This window comes from Apibacter sp. B3546 (assembly GCF_009827885.1).
In the GTDB taxonomy this organism is placed as follows: Bacteria; Bacteroidota; Bacteroidia; order Flavobacteriales; family Weeksellaceae; genus Apibacter.
On sequence record NZ_WINW01000014.1, the window covers coordinates 1 to 883 of the forward strand.

Annotated in this window: 1 protein-coding gene; it reads left to right on the top strand. The window is 38.5% G+C overall.

What is annotated here, in order from left to right:
* Positions 1–883 (top strand): hypothetical protein (locus tag GFU93_RS04265; protein ID WP_221411554.1); only part of this gene is annotated, 883 nt, incomplete at both ends.

Sequence of the window (883 nt, forward strand, 5' to 3'; positions counted from 1 at the left end):
ATGATCCTGAAAGAAGAAGACTTAGCGATTTACAAGTTTGGGTATCACCAAAAACGCAAGGTGGAGGTGTAAGAACTCAGATCATTAATAACAAATATACGTATGACGCTGTTAGCAATGTATTGAGCGTATCCAACCAAGCCCCACTACCGCAGGACAACCAAAAGACTATGGGGGGACAAATGCAGCATGAATATGCATATGACGGACTTTACCGCTTAGTACAAGCACAAGGAAGTTACACAGGAGCGGATCACAAAACGGCCGCATACCGCTTGCAAATGGGCTACGATAACTTACATAATATCGTAAGCAAAAACCAACAAGTAAGTCAACAAGGCATAATGATTGAAGGCGGATTAAAAGCAGGTTATGACTTATCGTATACCTACGATTCAACGAAAAAGAATCAAATAAAAACCGCTCAAGACATCAATTACAGAGAAGAAGAAAGTAAAGAAGAAGAAAAACGCCAAGAGCACAAGAATTATCACTATGATTTAAACGGAAATCTAACCTATGTAAATGTAGAATTAGAGAAGAAGGATTTAAGAAAAACAAATCAAACCCATGAAAGGAAATTACGCTGGGATGAAGAAAACCGATTAATGTCCATAGATGATAATGGGTATGTAAGTAACTATGTATACGATGCTACAGGAGAACGGGTAATCAAAACAAGCGGCGAGAGCGAACAAGTGTATATCAATTCCTTATTCTCAGGCGGGAATACCGAAACACAAGGATTCACAGCCTATATCAACCCTTATTTAGTAGTAAGTAATAATGGAAAATATACCAAACATTACTACGCAGGAAGCCAACGAATAGTAAGTAAGTTGGGAGATATAGAAAGCTTTGGCGCAGATCCGAGAAGAATAGA